Genomic DNA, 15,437 nt, shown 5'->3' with positions numbered 1-15,437 from the left:
CAGAGGTCATCATGAGCCATACCCTGCCACCCTTGAATTATGCCTACGACGCACTGGAACCCCATATCGATGCCCTGACCATGGAGATCCACCATAGCCGCCATCACCAGACCTATATCAACAACCTCAACACCGCGCTGGAAGGGGTAACCGAGCTGGCCGCACTGCCGGTAGAGGAGCTGCTGCGTCGCTTCGACACCCTGCCAGCGACCCTGCAAGGAGCGGTACGCAACCATGGCGGTGGCCATGCCAACCACTCCCTGTTCTGGCTGGTGATGAGCCCGCAGGGTGGTGGCGAGCCAAGTGGCGAACTGGCTCTGGCCATCGAGCGGGAATTGGGTGGATTCGATGCCTTCCAACAGGCATTCACTCAGGCAGCGCTGAGTCGCTTTGGCAGCGGCTGGGCCTGGCTGGTGGTGAACCAGGCGGGCAGATTGCAGGTGGAGAGCAGTGCCAATCAGGATAGCCCCCTGATGCATGGCCATACCCCGATCCTGGGGCTGGATGTGTGGGAGCATGCCTATTACCTCAAGTACCAGAACAAGCGTCCTGACTATATCGCCGCCTTCTATCAGGTAGTGGATTGGGCCGAAGTGGCCCGCCGCTATCAGGCGGCGCGAGGCTGACCTGGTCGCAGGGAATGGGGGCGCAGGATCGCCGCCACAATTCGCGCAGCAATAACAAGACCCGCCAGTTGGCGGGTCGTCTGTTTATGGGGCGGTTGTGCTGGTGCTGGCGGCGGAAGGGGCCACCGGCAATATGGGCAAGGCCGCGCCGGGCGTCTCTGCTGCGGGTTTGGCGGGTGTGACTGGCTCAGTCGTTGTCGCGGCGGATAAAGCAGGCGTGAGTTGCTCAGTCGCGGCTGAAGCCGATGGAGTCGCCGACGCCGCGGCAGAGACTGCCGCTGGCTTGGCCTGGGCTACGGCAGGTTTGGGCTGCGTAAGGCAGGGTTGCAGGCTGCCGATAGTGCTTAGAGAGTGACAGATTTCTGGCAGACCGATGGGGACCGGTTCCCCGAGAAACTTGGGGCCCTTGTCCAGCACATAGAGGTCGAGCAATCCCATCAGGCGGGCAAATACCTCGCGCACTCGGGTGCGGATCCCTTGATAGGCACTAGGGTCCTTGGCGTTGAAGCCGATTGCATCGATACCGAAATGGCGGGCGATGAAGATGGCTCGCTCGTTATGAAAGCCCTGAGAGACGACGGTAAAGCGATCCTGACCGAACACCTCTTTGGCCCGTACCACTGAGTCTAGGGTGCGGAATCCGGCGAAATCCATGTAGATGGCGGAGGCGGGGATGCCCGCCTTGATCAGGGCGCGACGCATCTGGCGTGGCTCGTTGTACTGCAGGGTGGCGTTGTCACCGGAGACGATGATGTAGTCCACCTTGGCATGGTTGTAGAGCTCGGCGGCTGCCTTGATACGGTATTTGAAGTAGTGGTTGGGGCCACCACCGGAAAGATAGGTTGAGGTACCCAATACCACAGCAACCCGGTTATAGGGCACCTTGTCTACCTGATCATGGGTGTAGTGCCGGGCATCCGAGACGATCCACTCGCTGTAGCCCAGCAGTATGGCAATCAGGGCCAGCAGCAAAACGAGGCAGGCGAGGAGGATCTTGGCAAACTTCTTCATGCGTGGTGCGGTCAGGGTCTGAAGTTGGGAATGGCTATCGGCATTCTATTACAACTCTGCCGCTGGCGTCAGGCTTGATAACGGGCAGACACCTCATTCGGGCAGAGGTTGTCGCAGCAGAGGCCGGGAGGTGGCGGAGAAAGTGAGGGGCTGCGGTGGCAGCCCCTCTGGTCGGTGAAGGTTTATCAGTGGGCGGAGTCATTGCCCTTGCAGGCGTCTGACTCCTTGTTGGCTTGCCACCAGGGCAGCAGCTCGCGGGCGAGCCACGCTTGATAGGCGTCGCTGTCGTTGGCGATCAGCCGGTCCAGCTCCCCTTCGAAGTCGCTCATTGCCTGCTGTCGATCCGGATTGCGCAGCGCCCGGGCCAGCGCCAGCCAGCTGGCGCCGCGACCGGTATCGTTGAGGAAGCGGTGCACGGTATAGGACCAGGAGTAGACCATCTCGCCACCCTGGTTGTAATCGAGGTGAAGGATGGACGCCAGCGTCGGCCGCTGGTTGGCGGGACGGCTTGCCACGTTATCCAGGCCTCGGGCAAAGCACTGGCCGTGGGCGATGTATTCCGCCAGCCCCTCGGACCACCAGGTGGTGCGGTTGAGGGGATAGTGGCCGAAGCTGCCGTACTGGTTGAAGCGCCCGTCCAGATAGTGAACGTACTCGTGGCGCAGGTTCCACACCTGGAAGGCGGGGCGTTTCCACTCCGCCTCATAAGCGAAGAAGCGGGCCTGATTGCCGGGGCGCGCCGGATCCCCCTCGATATAGATGCCGCCATTGTCGGTGGAGACACCAAACAGCGCGCTGCCGTAGCGGCCCCAGTCGGCTGAGGAGTTGAAGATCACCAGCTCCAGCGCATCGTTGTGGTCATCGGCCACTGGTTGCCAGCCTGTTTCCATCTGCTGGTGGAAGCGCTGCTCTTCATCACCCAGCTCGCGGCAGATCCCTTCGGCCTGAGCCTGAGTCAGATCCTGGGCGCGCAGACGCAGGGTGGGCGAGCAGGTGTGCTCGAACGGCAGAATATCTTCCATGCGGATTTGGGTACAAAGCCCGGCGAACTCGCCGCTGACACAGGCTTCGCTGGTGCGATCCGTATAGGTGAGGTAGTAGCTGGAGAGGGTCAGGGAGACCTCTTCCAGCATGGTGGCCGGATGCTGGCCGCCCGGGACCAATCCTTGCTGGCGCATGATGGCGATGACATCGCGATCCAGCTGCTGGCGATAGGCAATCGCCTTATCCGGGCTGGTGTAATGGAGGTAGCGCATCATCTGGTAGAGGCGGCTGTGGGCATCGAGGATGTTGTTGAAGATAAACAGATCCCGTGAGCCATCGCGCTGTTTCCAGAGGGCCAGCTCGCTCAGGCCCAGTTGCAGCAGGCTCTGGCGCAATGCCGCCTCCTGCTGCAGCACAGCAGCGCTGAAGTCAGCCTGCTGACCGTAAGAGGCGCTCTGATCGATCAGATTGAGCAGCTCGAACAGACCATCGGCCCAGGGTTTGTGGCCATTGAGCTGCGGCGCATGTTGCACCGCATAGTCGAGCGCCTGATTGAGCTGGGCCAGCATGGGGGCGGCACTCTGGCGGAAAGCGGCTTGGCCAAGCTGTCCCTGCGCCGCCACGCTCCAGGCTTCCAGCACTGTGCCAGCCTGATCTTGCGGTTCCGCGCCCAGCAGCAGGGGATGGTTGAGCAGATCAATCATTACCCCGGCCAGTGCCCGGGCGACCTGATCACTCTCTTTGGCTACGCCGCCATGGTAGTTGTGGGCACGCACATAGTAGAGCAGCTTGTCCATTGCCGGATGGGTCGGCTGATTGGCCGCCAGCAGGGCACGCATGCCGCGCACCACCGCCATCAGCTTGGCATCATCGTGGCCGTAATCTGCCTGCCAGGCAGGGCTGTTCTGGCCGCTCACGTCGGCCACCAGTTTGGCGGCATCGCTGTCGAGCAGATCCACATCGGGCTGATCGGGCTCGGAGCAGGGGCGACCGTTGGCACGGCGGCACTCCAGCTGCTCCTCTTTGCTGTCTAGCACAATAGGGCGATTGAGCACCCGGCTCTCCTGCCACTCTTTGCTCTCTGGCAGGGGTTGCCACTCGCCGCCAGCGACCGGGTATTGGTAGCCGTTATCCTGCAGCGTCACCTGAACCTCGCTGCCAGCGGGGATCACCTGACGGCAGATGCGATAGCGGATGGTGTTGCTCCCCTCCTTGCGCTCCTGCGGCTCATCACACACCTGCTGAGGCGTGAGTTGATCCAGCTGCCACTCATAGCGGCGCCAGACATGGAGCTCGCTGACCTGAGCGGCAGCCTGACTGCCTGCCACCGGCTGCAGACGGAAGAAGATCTGCTCCAACCGGCCATTCCGCTCACTCGGAGTCTCTTCAAGTACCTGCAACTGCTGCCAATCCTGCGGCTGATAGTGCCACTCCGACTCGGCGCAGCGGCCCTGTGCGTTGAGTTCGCAGCGATCCAGCTCCCTTTCACTCTGACCCAGGATGATGGCTTGCGGCAGCGGCAGACGATCCTGCCGCTGGGCGGTCGGCGTGCCCGCCAGTTGCTCCCAGCGACCCTGCTTGAGGCCATAACCGAAGTCATAACTGCTGGCGGGAATGAGCTTGCCCGCCGGAATCCGATCTTCACAGCGCACGAAGCGGATCTGCCAGCCCGCATCTACCTTGAGCTGCGGCTCGCCACACTGCTGCTCGGCCAGTGCGGCAAGATCGCTGCTCTGCCAGTCGAAGCGACGGTAGACCCTGAGCTGCTGGTAAGGGGCATTGCTGCTGCGCGCCTTGAGTTCGTAGGTGGTCTCGGTGATGCGAGCGGCCAGTTGCCGGCTCGATTCGCCAGTCAGCTGATACTGTCGCCAGTCATTGGGGGAGTAGTTGGCTTGCGCCGAGGATGTCGCCAAAAGCAGGGGGCCTGCCAGCAGCAGCCACCCGGTACCCGAACGGTTCATTTTTATCCCTTTGTTGTTGTTTGTGTATTGTCTTGCGAGGAATCGCAAGGCAATTTAACAAGATCCAAAAGGGCATCAATCGCTAATTAAAAATCATATAAATCAATAACATGTTAGTTTTTTGAGTCTGTTCGAATTATCGTGGGTTAGCGCCGAAGTAAAGACTCACATGTTTCTTTTTCTGTTTTCAGAGAAGATCGGGAAATTGTGAAGATGGTCTCATTTGACTTGTTTTTCCCGAGTGATTTGTTGTCGGGCAAGCTTGCCCAATTGTTGGCGGGAGGGTTTGAGATTACCGCCAAGATCGGGCCAGGGGAGCCAGTGGTCGGGCACCATAAAGCCGGGCAGGGCGCTGCGGATCCAGGCTGCCAGTTCGGAGTCGGGAACCGGCTCACCGTGCCAGTCGATAAAGGCGGCGGGGCGTTGCCCCCACTCGTCGCTCGGCACCGGCACCACCAGCGCCTGGGCGACCGCGGGATGATCTACCAGTCGCTGCTCGATGGCTTCTGGCTGGATGTTTTCGCCACCCGAGATAAAGAGGTTATCGAGCCGTCCCTCTACCAGCAGCTCCCCTGCCGCAGTGAACCTCCCCTTGTCGCGGGTATGAAACCAGCCTTCGCCATCGAGGGGCAGTTCCAGCTCGCCATCTCGATAGTAACCAGCAAACAGGGTAGCTCCGCGCACGCAGATCTCCTGCTCCCGGATGCACACCTCCCGCCCCGGTAGCGGTTTGCCAACTACGCCAGCATCGCCGGGGATGGAGGTGCAGACCTGACTGCCCATCTCGGAGAGGCCGTAGCTCACCTTGGGTTCGAGCCCCATGGCGCAGAGGCGGTTCACCAGCGGTTGGGGAATGGCGGCGCCACCGAGCAGCAACTCGCGCAGGCGGGTTCGGGCGGGGTCAAAGCCCTCTGCCAGCAGGCGCCAGAGTTGGGTTGGCACCAGAGACAAGTGAGTGATGGGTTGGCACTCCAGCCGCTCTTTGAGGGAGCGTTCACGTTGATCCAGCACCAACGTGGCGCCCGCCAGAAAGATCCGAAACAGGATGGCGTAACCACCGACATGAAACAGCGGCAGGGAGAGCAGCCAGCCGGACTTCTCATCGAGGGGAATGAGGGTGGCAGAGGCGCGTGCCGAGGCCAGGTGGTTGCAGAGCCGGTGCACTACCGCTTTCGGCGTGCCGCTGGAGCCCGAGGTGAGGATCATGTTGTTGAGCTGGGTCGATGCCAGCGGCCATGTTTCCTCGCTTGCCGGCAGTTCGCCCGTGAAGTCGAACTGCAGGGGCAGCCAGTTGCCTGCCGGGATCTCCCCTGCCGACCAGAAGGCATCGGTATCGAGTTGCACCGCCAGCTCGCGCTGTTTTTCGAGAGGAAAGGCGGGGTTGAGCGGGCAGAACACCACGCCGCTGCGCACGCAGGCCCATGCCAGCAGCACATCTTCCAGCGCACCGCGCACCACTGCCGCCAGATGATCGCCACGACGCACGTCGGCTTGTTCCAGCTGTTGGCACAGGCTGTTGAGGCGGGCATCGAGCTGGCGGTAACTGAGGGGCGAGGCGGTGTGGATGGCAATGCGGTTCGGGGCTGTGATTGCCCGGTGGCGTACCGGGCAAGGTGTCTGTTCGGGTGAACGGGAGGGGTCAATCACGGTAATACAGTTGCTCCAGTCGGCTCAGATCCGGTTTGCCATCCTCCCCCAGCAGATTGCCCGCCATCCAGCGACGGGTATCCAGACCCGGTGCCTGTTCCGGCGCCCATTCGCCTGCCAGATGAAAGAGCTGGTTCAGGCCCAGATCCGATTCGAAGCAGGAGGAGATGATCACCTTGAGCCGCAGTTCGCGGGCGCGGGCGATCAGCGCTTCGCAGTTGGCGAGTGAACCGAGCAGGGTAGGCTTGAGCACCAGCGCGCGCAGTTGCGGGATCGGCTCCCACGGCTTGCCTTGGGCCAGCAGTTCGTCCAGCGCCACCGGCATGCCGGTGCGGTTGGCGACAAAGGCGATGTCGGCAAAGTCGGCGCAGGGGTCTTCCAGATATTCGATGCGGTTCGGATCGAGGTGGCCGCAGAAGGTCCACGCCTCCTCGCGGGTCCAGCCCTGATTGGCATCCAGCACCAGCTTGAGGGAGGGCACCCGATCGCACAGCAGGCGGATCAGCGCCAGCTCGTCACGCATCGGGTAGCGCGCCACCTTCAGCTTGGCCTTGCCGGGTGTGCGGTGCAGCCACTCTTTCCAGTTGCGCAGCAGCTCCTGGGGAGAGCCTTGAATGAGGGGATAGGGCTCCGGCAGCGGGTTGCGCTGCTCCGGCCATGTCCGGCGCGCGCAGTCGAGGCCAAATTGCACCGACGGCAGCACGGGGTTCGGGGTATCGCCGGCGGCCAGGGCCGCCAGCGTGGCAAGGGCTTCCGCCTCTGCCTGTTGCAGGCTCTCTTTCGAGAAGCCGGGCAGGGGGGCAATCTCACCCCAGCCGTCGTTGATGCGCACCAACAGCCCCTCTCGCGCCACCTCCACCTTGCCGTGAAAGGTCAGGGGCTGGGTAAAAGGCAGTTGATAGCGATACAGGGCGAGTGTCATCAGGGGTTCCGCTTGTATTTGGAGAAGTCGGGGCGACGCTTTTCGTTGAAGGCGTTGCGGCCTTCCTGACCCTCTTCGGTCATGTAGAACAGCATGGTGGCATTGCCCGCCAGCTCCTGCAAGCCCGCCTGACCATCACAGTCAGCGTTGAGGGCGGCTTTCAGGCAGCGCAGCGCCATCGGGCTGTTTTGCAGCATTTCACGGCACCAGCGCACGGTTTCGCGCTCCAGTTCCGCCAGCGGCACGACAGTGTTGACCAGACCCATGTCGAGGGCTTGGCTCGCATCGTACATGCGGCAGAGGAACCAGATTTCGCGGGCTTTCTTCTGGCCGACGATGCGAGCCATGTAGGAAGCACCCCAACCACCATCGAAGGAGCCCACTTTCGGGCCGGTCTGGCCAAACTGGGCGTTGTCGGCGGCGATGGTCAGGTCACACATCATGTGCAGCACGTGGCCGCCACCGACCGCGTAACCGGCCACCATGGCAACCACAGGTTTCGGGCAGGTGCGGATGTCGCGCTGGAAGTCGAGCACGTTGAGGTGGTGCGTCCCCTCGTCATCACGGTATCCACCGTAGTCGCCACGGATCTTCTGGTCGCCACCGGCGCAGAAGGCTTTCTCGCCAAAGCCGGTCAGGATGATGGTGCCGACCTGGTCGTCATAACGGGCATCGGCCAGCGCCTGCAACATCTCTTTGACGGTGCGGGGACGGAAGGCGTTGCGTACCTGGGGGCGGTTGATGGTGATCTTGGCAATGCCATCGTTGGACTTGTGATAGAGGATATCCTCGTAACCGGCGGAGCAATCACGCCACTCGACGGGGGCATAGAGTTCCGCTTCTGTCATTGCTTCAATCATGACTCGTCTCTTCTTGTTGGTTGACCCACTCCGCGAGGAGTCGGGCAAAGTGATCGGGCTGATAGGCGTGCAGATTATGGCCGCCATCCAGCACCAGGTGGTTGATTCTGCGATCCTGGTTTGCCAGCTGGCAAGCCAGCTGATGGAATTTGTGATCCCGCTTGCCACTCACCCAGGTGACCGGCAGCGGGCTCGCCATGAGCCAGGGGGCGAGATCCGGCTGCTTGCCTAGCGAAGTGGCGCGCAGCATGGTGGCGATGCCCAGGCCGTTGTTGCCAAGGCGGCGGGCGATCTGGCGGGCTCGCGCTGCATCGTCGAGATCGGCAAACACCCCTTGTCGGTACCAGTCTGTCAGCACGGCAGCCAGAGGCTCCTGCTCAAAGCGCTGCGCCCACTGTTCATCGTGCTGGATGCGGGCGGCCCGTTCACTGGCCGGTAACCCCGGGTGGCAGTTCTCCAGCAGCAGCCCCCGCAGCCCGGCGGGCTCGCGGCTGGCGTGATAGAGGGCCAGTCGCCCCCCCAGCGAGTAACCCGCCAGCAGATAGTGCTCAATGTTGCGGTTGGCCAGCTCGGTGACCAGCCACTGGTGGCTCTGTTCAAAGTCGCTGACGTTGAGAGCGCTATGCTGGCCGTGACCCGGCAGATCGAGGGCGATGCAGTGGATGGTGGGCAGCTGATCGATCACCGGTTGCCAGTCGCCGCTATCCCCCAGCAGGCCGTGCAGCAGCACCAGCGGCACATGGGCATTTTTATTCGCCACGGATGGCGGCCCCCAGCGCCTTGAGATCATCGGCCACCTGCTCGCTCGGTACCCGGATCTCGATCAAGGTAACGCCATGTTGGAGGGCTGTGCGGTAATCGCGTTCGAACTCGGGCAGGGTGGTCGGTGCGCGATAGCCGAGGCCAAACATGGCGGCGGCATGTTCAAAGCTGAGGCCGTGGGGCAGTCGGTAGTAGCTCTCCAGCAGCTCCCCTTCGGTGGGCACCGGCAACATACGAAAGATGCTGCCGCCATCGTTGTTGAGCAGGATCACCACCAGCGGTCGGCTCGCCTTGCTGAGCAGGGCCAGGCTGTTGAGGTCGTGCAGGGCGCTGAGATCCCCAAGCAGCAGGGTGGTGGGCTCGTCGCTGCCCGGCTCGAGCGATTGGGCAAAACCGTAGGCGGTGGCGATGAGGCCGTCGATGCCGGAGGCGCCGCGGTTGGTCATCACCCGGCTCGGCCCCTTGCCCGTTTCGCCGAGCATATCCATCAGTCGGGCTGGCATGCTGTTGCCGACAAACAGTTGCCCTTCGATAAGGGAATTGAGGCGATGGCAGACCCCAAGCTCGGAGAAGTGCTCGCAGGCGGCGGTGATCTGCTGGCTGGCGTTGTGTTGCAGCTCGGCCAATATGTGCCAGGGGGCCTGAGCGGTGGTGACCGTATGGGCCGCGGCAAAGGCGCTGGCACTGCAGAGCAGCCGGTTGCGCAGCCGATAGTCGGGATCGAGCCGCGCCGGTTGCGGATCCACCAGCCAGTAATCCTGCCATGAATGGTGTTTGATGAACTGGCCAAGCCGCTTGGAGACAAGCCGCGCGCCAAATTGCAGCAGCACCTCGGCGCGGCTCAGCTCGGCGACGAATTCTGGGTCGTTGAGCGCCATATCCATGTGGATCAGGTTGCGGCTATCGAAGCGGATCTGGCTCTGCAGGTCTGCAAGCAGTGGCCAGCCAAGTTGCTCTGCCAGTTCGGCGACCACCTGTGCCTGTTCGGGGTCAGTGAGCCTGCCGGCGACAATAATGCCGCGCTGTTGCCGAAAGGTTTCCCACTCCGCCTGAGGGGGGCAGCTCGGCTCGTTTTGCTGCCACGGGCTCCAGGGCTTGTGCGAGCCGAGCCAGTCACCGAGGGGGGCCAGATAGTCGGAGAAATCCTGATAGTGCTCGCCCGGGTAGAGGGGCTCGGGGTACATGCAGTTGAAGTGCACCGGCCCCGGCGTGCGCGCCTGCTGGGCCAGCGCCTGATCCACCGAGCTCAGTACAAACGCCGCCGGAATGGTCGGGGTGGGGCTCGGCAGGTTCTGCTGATAGACGGGGTAGCGGCCGAAGAGCCCCTGCTGGTCGATCGCCTGATTGGCGCCGTTGTCGATAAGCTCGTGGGGGCGATCGGCGGAGAGAATAATCAGCGGCACGCCGGTGAGCTGGGCCTCAGCCACGGCGGGCCAGAGGTTGGCCACCGCAGTGCCGGAGGTCATGATCACCGCCACCGGCCGGTTGCTCCCCTTGGCCAGCCCCAGCGCCATAAAGCCGAGACCGCGCTCGTCAAAGTGCAGGTGACGACGAAAGCCCTGATGGGCCGCGGCTGCCATGGTCAGCGGCGCAGAGCGGGAGCCGGGGGCCAGCGCGATGTCGCGCACCCCGAGGCGAAAGAGCTCCTCCAGCAAGAGGGAGGACCAGACGTGGTTGAAGGTGGCGTGCTGGCTCGAAAACGGGGGGCAGGCAAACTCTTCGCTGGCAGGCTCTTTACGGGTGGGCATAGGGGCTCTCGTAGGGTGAAAGGGTGAATGACTATCCCAGCAGGGAGAGCACATTGGCGATCTTGTTGTCGAGCTCGGCCCACTCGGCGACAGGTTCGGAACCGGCGACAATGCCGGCACCGGCAAACAGGGTGACGCTGCCCGGCTGAATGCGGGCGCTGCGAATGGCGACCGATAACTCCGAGGTCTCCCGGCTCAGCATGCCGCAGGCACCGGCGTACCAGCCCCGATCATAGGGCTCGAACTCGCGGATAAAGGCCAGTGCCGCCTCGCGCGGAGCACCGCCCACCGCCGGCGTGGGATGAAGGGCGTCGAGCAGCTGCCAGTCGCAAACGCCGGGCTTGAGCTCGGCTTCGATATCGCACTTGAGGTGTTGCAGCAGCCGCAGTTTGAGAATGCGCGGCTCGGTCAGGGTTGCATCGTGGGCCAGGGGTGCCAGGCGGCTGAGGATGTCGGCCTGTACCAGCCGGTTCTCCAGCCGGTTCTTGCTGTCGGCCAGCAGCTCGGCGGCCAGTTGGGCATCCACCTCTTCATCGCCGGAGCGGCGGATGGTGCCCGCCAGCGCCTCGGTAAAGAGGTGTCTCCCTTCCCGGCGGTAGAGCCGCTCGGGGGAGCAGGCGATAAAGGCCTGCTCGGGGGAGAATTGAAAACCGAAGTGGAAGCAGTCCTGGGCGTGGCGGGCCCACTGGTCGAGCATGGCCCAGGGGTTGATATCCGCATCGAGGCTCGGACTGGTCAGCAGGCTCTCCCGCGACAGCACCACCTTGGGAGTGTGGGCCTGAAAATCGGGGGCGGTGACGCGCTCCACCAGCGTTTGCCACTGGGCGGGGCCGGGACAATCCTGTCGCTGCCAGGGCTGCTTTTGCAGGGCGGGCAGCGGGGCTTCCGGGCGCAGGGCATCGAGGGCGGCTTCGGCCGCCAGCAGTTCGGCCTCGAGATTGTGGTCATCCAGCCAGAGGTTGAGGCAAAGACTGACGCACTCGCCACGTCGCACCAGCTCGATGCGGGGCAGCACGAAACGGCAGGGGCCAAACCCTTGCCAGCCGGATTGGGCCGGATCAAACGCCAGCCCACCATAGTAACGGGGGCTGTCGTCATGATGCTGGTTGGCTGTGTTAGTACACACCTGCTTGATGGCGTGCGGCTCGGTCAGTTCATGGATGGCGCCCAGCGCGACATATTCGGGACGATCCTCTCCACGGGCCTGCCAGTAGATGCGGGGATAGAGGGTTTGCGCCGCGAGCCAGCCCAGAAAGGAGCGGATTTCGATCGCCACTCGCAACCGTACGAAGCCGCTGACGTTGCTGTGACGCAGGGCGTCCAGTTGTTGCTTGATATGGGTCTGAGCCAACATGGATTCTTGTCTGAGCCGGGTAGTAACGAGCGATCCGGTAGCTGGATGCCGTAGGTTTATGCCAAAGGGCGATGATTTCCTATATATTATCTGCCCATTCGTCCATGTAAATCGCCCGCGGGAGCTTCACTCTCCGGGGTCAAGTATACCCAAATCCGGTTCGATAACCCTTAACACGATCAATATCCGATTGTTTGGCCATCACAAAATGACAAATACCTTCTCTGTTTGGTTGCTGGCGGCGCGTTTGCGAACACTGCCGCTCGCCTGCTCTTCCATCCTGCTGGGCTCGGGGCTGGCTGCCAGTCGTGGCGCCTTCGATGGCACCATCATGGCGCTCTCCCTGCTGACCGCCATCCTGTTGCAGATCCTCTCCAATCTGGCCAACGATTATGGCGATGCGGTCTCCGGTGCCGACAACGGTGAGCGGATCGGCCCGCAGCGGGCGGTGGTCTCCGGTCTTATCACCAAAAAGCAGATGTGTGTGGCGATGGGGCTGACTGCGCTGGCGGCGGTGGCCAGTGGCCTGCTGTTGCTGGGCTGTGCCTTCGGCGGCCAGTGGCTGCAGATTTTGGCATTTGTGGTGCTGGGTGGCGCAGCTATCGTCGCGGCGGTGACTTACACCGTCGGCAAAACCCCATACGGCTATCGCGGGTTTGGCGATATCTCGGTGTTCCTCTTCTTCGGTCTGCTGGGGGTGCTCGGCTCCTACTACCTCTTCACCAAGAGTCTGGAGTGGGATCTGCTGCTACCGGCCACCGCCTGTGGCCTGCTGGCCACCGCAGTGCTCAATATCAACAATGTGCGCGACATCGAGACCGATGCCGCCAGTGGCAAGATCACCCTGGCGGTGCGCCTTGGCCGTAACCGCGCCATCGCTTATCACTGGGTACTGCTGGGGACGGCGTTGCTGGCAACCATCGCCTTTATCCTGATCCAGCCCGCCAGTTTCTGGCCGTGGATCTTCCTGCCCTCAATGAAGCCTCTCAGCGATGCGGCCCGCACTTTGCGCGAGAGCTACGATGGCGAGGTGCTGACCGGCGCCCTCAAGAAGACCGCCATCAGTGCGTTCCTCTACAGCTTGCTGCTCGCCATCGGATTGGCGCTCTCCTGATGCACGATCAGCTTGCAGTGAGGTGAAACGGGCTCCCGAGGCGGGAGCCCTTTTTGTGTGCCGATGCGATGCGTCGGTACTGAATCAGTCAGACAGGAAGACTGCCATGCGTGCATCACTCAAACAGAAAATCATTCAGGTATGCCAGCAGAAAATCGCCCAGAAGGGGGAGATGGTCGGACTCTCCTTCTATGCGTTTTTTGCCAATCGCAATGAGGATCCCGAGTTGTTGATGGAGGCGGCAACCTGGTGGATCCAGACCCACAAGCTGGATCACTTCGAGAAGGCTAAAAAAATTCTCCTGCTGGTCGAGCAGGAGTGACAGTGGGTTGCCATGAAATAGAGAGGGCTCCCACGCGGTAGCCCTCTCTATGAATTAGCGAATGATGCTGTCGACAGCTAGCTGAGGTTGAGAAACCACTTGTCCCGTTCATCAACACAGTCGGGCTCACCCATTTCGAGTTCACGGCAGATCAGCGGCCGCACCTCGTACATGGATGGGGCACATCATCGTGGTGAGTGCCTTCGAGGATCCTGGTCAATCCAGCTTGATAAACCACTTGTCTCGTTCGTCAACACAGTCGGGCTCACCCATTTCGAATTCGCGGCAGATCAGCGGCCGCACCTCGTACATGGATGGGGCACATCATCGTGGTGAGTGCCTCCGAGGATCCTGGTCAATCCAGCTTGATAAACCACTTGTCTCGTTCGTCAACACAGTCGGGCTCACCCATTTCGAATTCGCGGCAGATGAGGGGGCGTACTTCATAAATACGGCACATCATGGTGTTGCGGTCGAGAGCGGCGCACCAGCCATCGTCCAGCCGGCGCATGACCGGTATCTCGCCATCCCGTTCCAGTACATAACGGTCCGGCACGCCGGTATCGGTAAAGAGCATCACTTCGAGGCGGCAGCAGCAGGCTTCGCAGTTCTGGCAGCTCACATCGGTCTGGCTTGCTTGGGTCATGGTGCCTGTCTTGCCGCATGGCGGCATCGGAGATATGAAACAGGCGCCTGTCAGGCGCCTGTGGTCTGGCTAACGGCTTGCAAAAAACCTTAGCCCAGTTTGCGGGCGCGGTAGCTGCGACCCTTGATCTTGCCTTCCTGCAACCGCTTGAGGGCGGCGCTCGCCACGCTGCGCTTCACCGCGACGTAGGAGTACTGCTCGGCGATCTGGATCTTGCCGACGTCGGCGCCGGCAATGCCGCCTTCACCGGTCAGGGCGCCCAGAATGTCACCGGCCCGCACCTTGGTCTTGCGGCCTGCATCGATGGAGAGGGTCACCATCTGCGGGGCGATCGGCTTGATGTCGCGGCCGATGCTGTCGAGATCACCCTGCGGCATCGGGGCCTGCTGGTACTCTTCGATAAAGTTGACGCGCTGGGCTTCGTTCGGCTGATAGAGGCTCAGGGCCAGACCCTGCTGGCCGGCACGACCGGTACGGCCGATGCGGTGCACGTGCACTTCCGGATCATAGGTCAGCTCGTAGTTGATGACGGCGCCCAGCTCCTTGATGTCGAGGCCGCGGGCCGCCACATCGGTGGCCACCAGAATGGTGGCGCTGCCGTTGGCAAAGCGCACCAGCACCTGATCCCGCTCGCGCTGTTCCAGATCGCCGTTCAGCGCCAGCGCCGAGAAGCCCTTGGCGGCCAGATGGTCGGCTACGTCGTTACAGGCGCGCTTGGTGTTGCAGAACACCACGCAGGAGCTGGGCTGGTAGTGGCTCAGCAGCCAGGTGAGGGCGTCGAGGCGCTGACCGGCAGGCACTTCATAGAGCTTCTGTTCGATGGCGCTCCCTTCGTGCAGGGACTCCACGCTCACCTCGACCGGATTGCGCTGCACGCCGCGGCTCATCTGGGCGATCCCTTCTGGATAGGTCGCGGAGAAGAGCAGGGTCTGACGCTGCTGGGGGGCATAGCTGATGACCCGGTTGATATCTTCGCCAAAGCCCATGTCCAGCATGCGATCCGCTTCGTCCAGCACCAGCGTCTTGAGGCCGGAGAGCTCCAGCGTGCCTTGCTCCAGATGCTTGAGAATACGACCCGGGGTGCCGACGGCGATGTGGGCACCAAAGCTCAGGGTGGCGGACTGCGGTGCGGTCGGGGTGCCGCCGCACAGGGTCACCAGCTTGACGTTGGGCAGGGCGCGCGCCAGACGACGGATCTCCTGAGCCACCTGATCCGCCAGTTCGCGGGTCGGGCAGAGCACCAGCGCCTGCACTTCGAGGCGGTTGACGTTGAGCTTGGCCAGCAGGCCGAGGCCGAAGGCGGCGGTTTTGCCGCTGCCGGTTTTTGCCTTGGCGATCAGGTCTTTGCCATCGAGCACCAGGGGCAGGCTCTGGGCCTGGATCGGGGTCATCTGCAGGTAACCCAGGCTGGTGAGGTTCTCTTGCAGGGCGGGGGAGAGATTGAGGCTGCTAAATTCGCTGTTGTTCACAAAAGGACTCT

Annotated in this window: 13 protein-coding genes and 1 pseudogene; 3 read left to right on the top strand and 11 right to left on the bottom strand. The window is 62.4% G+C overall.

Annotation, left to right across the window (positions count from 1 at the left end; all coding sequences use genetic code 11):
- The first annotated feature begins 11 nt into the window (after positions 1-11).
- Positions 12-626, top strand: coding sequence for a superoxide dismutase (locus BN1117_RS00705; RefSeq protein ID WP_040094055.1), 615 nt, complete (start codon positions 12-14; stop codon positions 624-626).
- Between the two features lie 84 nt (positions 627-710).
- Here the strand turns inward: BN1117_RS00705 and BN1117_RS00700 are convergent, their stop codons facing one another.
- The 8 genes from BN1117_RS00700 to BN1117_RS00665 form a co-directional block, all read right to left on the bottom strand.
- A complete protein-coding gene (locus BN1117_RS00700) occupies positions 711-1,637 on the bottom strand; it encodes a SanA/YdcF family protein (protein WP_040094053.1) in 927 nt (308 codons plus the stop codon).
- A gap of 185 nt (positions 1,638-1,822) precedes the next feature.
- Entirely contained in the window at positions 1,823-4,582 is a 2,760-nt protein-coding gene (locus tag BN1117_RS00695; RefSeq protein WP_040094051.1) for a collagenase, read from the bottom strand.
- Between the two features lie 219 nt (positions 4,583-4,801).
- Complete coding sequence (gene menE / locus BN1117_RS00690; RefSeq protein WP_040094049.1) at positions 4,802-6,229, bottom strand: o-succinylbenzoate--CoA ligase; 1,428 nt, start codon at positions 6,227-6,229, stop codon at positions 4,802-4,804.
- A complete protein-coding gene (gene menC / locus BN1117_RS00685) occupies positions 6,222-7,151 on the bottom strand; it encodes an o-succinylbenzoate synthase (RefSeq protein WP_040094047.1) in 930 nt (309 codons plus the stop codon). Before menC ends, menE begins: the two co-directional genes overlap by 8 nt.
- Positions 7,151-8,011, bottom strand: coding sequence for a 1,4-dihydroxy-2-naphthoyl-CoA synthase (gene menB, locus BN1117_RS00680; protein WP_040094045.1), 861 nt, complete (start codon positions 8,009-8,011; stop codon positions 7,151-7,153). Before menB ends, menC begins: the two co-directional genes overlap by 1 nt.
- Complete coding sequence (gene menH / locus BN1117_RS00675; RefSeq protein WP_040094043.1) at positions 8,004-8,801, bottom strand: 2-succinyl-6-hydroxy-2,4-cyclohexadiene-1-carboxylate synthase; 798 nt, start codon at positions 8,799-8,801, stop codon at positions 8,004-8,006. The genes menB and menH overlap by 8 nt, the downstream gene beginning before the upstream one ends.
- Positions 8,761-10,521, bottom strand: a complete 1,761-nt coding sequence (menD, locus tag BN1117_RS00670) for a 2-succinyl-5-enolpyruvyl-6-hydroxy-3-cyclohexene-1-carboxylic-acid synthase (RefSeq protein ID WP_040094041.1) — start codon at positions 10,519-10,521, stop codon at positions 8,761-8,763. The genes menH and menD overlap by 41 nt, the downstream gene beginning before the upstream one ends.
- A gap of 31 nt (positions 10,522-10,552) precedes the next feature.
- Positions 10,553-11,875 (bottom strand): isochorismate synthase, encoded by a 1,323-nt coding sequence (locus BN1117_RS00665; protein WP_040094039.1) that lies wholly within the window; start codon positions 11,873-11,875, stop codon positions 10,553-10,555.
- Between the two features lie 208 nt (positions 11,876-12,083).
- On the opposite strand from BN1117_RS00665, the gene BN1117_RS00660 reads away from it, so the two are divergent.
- On the top strand, positions 12,084-12,989 hold the full coding sequence (locus BN1117_RS00660; RefSeq protein WP_040094038.1) for a 1,4-dihydroxy-2-naphthoate polyprenyltransferase: 906 nt from the start codon (positions 12,084-12,086) through the stop codon (positions 12,987-12,989).
- A gap of 106 nt (positions 12,990-13,095) precedes the next feature.
- Entirely contained in the window at positions 13,096-13,311 is a 216-nt protein-coding gene (locus BN1117_RS00655) for a DUF6500 family protein (protein WP_040094036.1), read from the top strand.
- A gap of 77 nt (positions 13,312-13,388) precedes the next feature.
- On the opposite strand, the pseudogene BN1117_RS19785 reads toward BN1117_RS00655, so the two are convergent.
- The 3 genes and pseudogenes from BN1117_RS19785 to dbpA form a co-directional block, all read right to left on the bottom strand.
- Positions 13,389-13,484, bottom strand: a pseudogene (locus BN1117_RS19785) (YkgJ family cysteine cluster protein); the annotation flags it as partial.
- Between the two features lie 182 nt (positions 13,485-13,666).
- Positions 13,667-13,957, bottom strand: a complete 291-nt coding sequence (locus BN1117_RS00650) for a YkgJ family cysteine cluster protein (RefSeq protein WP_040094034.1) — start codon at positions 13,955-13,957, stop codon at positions 13,667-13,669.
- An 89-nt stretch (positions 13,958-14,046) separates the two neighbouring features.
- A complete protein-coding gene (dbpA, locus tag BN1117_RS00645; protein WP_040094033.1) occupies positions 14,047-15,426 on the bottom strand; it encodes an ATP-dependent RNA helicase DbpA in 1,380 nt (459 codons plus the stop codon).
- Positions 15,427-15,437: the final 11 nt, after the last annotated feature.

The organism is Aeromonas australiensis (assembly GCF_000819725.1).
GTDB lineage: Bacteria > Pseudomonadota > Gammaproteobacteria > Enterobacterales > Aeromonadaceae > Aeromonas > Aeromonas australiensis.
Note: the sequence above shows the minus strand (reverse complement) of the source record. Positions and strands in the feature narration are given on the sequence as shown.